Origin of the sequence: Nitratidesulfovibrio liaohensis, from assembly GCF_011682075.1 — a bacterium.
Lineage (GTDB): Bacteria > Desulfobacterota > Desulfovibrionia > Desulfovibrionales > Desulfovibrionaceae > Cupidesulfovibrio > Cupidesulfovibrio liaohensis.
Map to the genome: position 1 here is coordinate 1 of NZ_VSMK01000547.1, position 1,389 is coordinate 1,389.

1 protein-coding gene is annotated in these 1,389 nt (G+C 71.8%); it reads left to right on the forward strand.

Translation table 11 applies throughout. The features are described from left to right. Positions 1-60: 60 nt before the first annotated feature. Positions 61-1,389 (forward strand): 7TMR-DISMED2 domain-containing protein (locus tag FVW27_RS15535; RefSeq protein ID WP_279586642.1); only part of this gene is annotated, 1,329 nt, incomplete at its 3' end.

Sequence of the window (1,389 nt, forward strand, 5' to 3'; positions counted from 1 at the left end):
CAAGCGCCGCGCCGCGCACGGTCAACACGCAACCCGCGCGCCCCGCGCGCCCCTGGAACCATGCCGCACGCCCCGACCATCGCTTCTGCCCCCCGCTCGTCCCGCGCTCCGTCGCTCCATACATATTTACCCCACCGCAGCATCACCCTGCGGCAAATGGCCGCCTGGCTGCTGCTGGCCTGTTGCCTTGCGACATGGCCGCCCAGCATCGCGCAGGCCGCCACTGCGGCACCCGCTGCCGCCGCCAGTGCATCACGCCCAGAGCCCGCCTCTCCAGTTGTTGCGCCCGCGATTTCCAACGCCACCCGTGCCCTGGATACGTCTGCACTGCTGGCCACCCAGCCGCTGGCCCCATTCATCGAATTCCTGGTGGACCCCACCGGCGCGCTGAGCGTTGACGAACTGCTCTCGCCCTCGCACCAGGCCGGGTTCACCCCACTGGGCAACGGCCTGCCCCTGTTCCGCTCCGGCTCCACCTGGTTGCGCCTGACGCTGGCCCCCCGCCCCCCGGACGGGCAGAACCGCCAATTGCTGCTGGACCTTGGCCGCGACCTGCCCGGCAGCGCCACGCTGTTCCTGGCCAAACGCAATCAGCCCGGCGAGCCCAACGAATGGCAGGCCCAGGCCCCCGAAGGCGGCAACGTGTTCACCCTGCCCGACCCCGTGGGCAAGCCGCTACCCGTTTACGTGAAGTTGGACGGCGTACCGGGACCGTGGTTTGCGCCCATGCTGCGCACCCCCCAGAACGCCGCCTCCACCAACGACGGGCTGGCCCGACCGCTGGTGATCGGCGTGCTGGTGGCCGTGCTGGCCCTGTGCCTGCTGCGCGGCGTCTTCGAACGGGGGGAATGGCGGTTGTGGACCAGCCTGTTCGTTGCCGCAGTGCTGGCCCAGGCCGTTGCGGGGCAGCCGCCCACGCCCGCCGGATACGTTCCGCTGCGCGGCCTGCCCGGCGTGCTGGCCCCCGGCCTTGCCCTGATGCTGCTGCCCCACGTGGGACGCCATCTGCTGCGCACCCGCGAGCACGCGGCCAGCGCGGACATGCAGTTGCGGGTAGTCTCGCTGGTCGGGGCCATTCTGGCACTGCTGCCGCTGGTGCCGGGCATGGCCTGGTCCTCGCGCCTGTTGGCGCTGTGGCCGCTGCTGCTGGTGTTGCTGCTGCCCGCCGCCGTGGCCTGCAAATTTCGCAAATTGCCGGGGTCGCGCCGCTTCCTGACCGGATGCCTTGCCGCACTGGCCGGGGCCGGGGTGGGTATTGCGGGGCTGGCATCGCCTATGCCCGCCGTGTGGATTTCCACCGCCCCGCTGTGGGGCCTGGCCCTGCTGGCACTGCTGGTGGCGGGCACCAGCGCGCCGCGCCCGGCCGAGGCCGAGGGCACCCTTACCGGC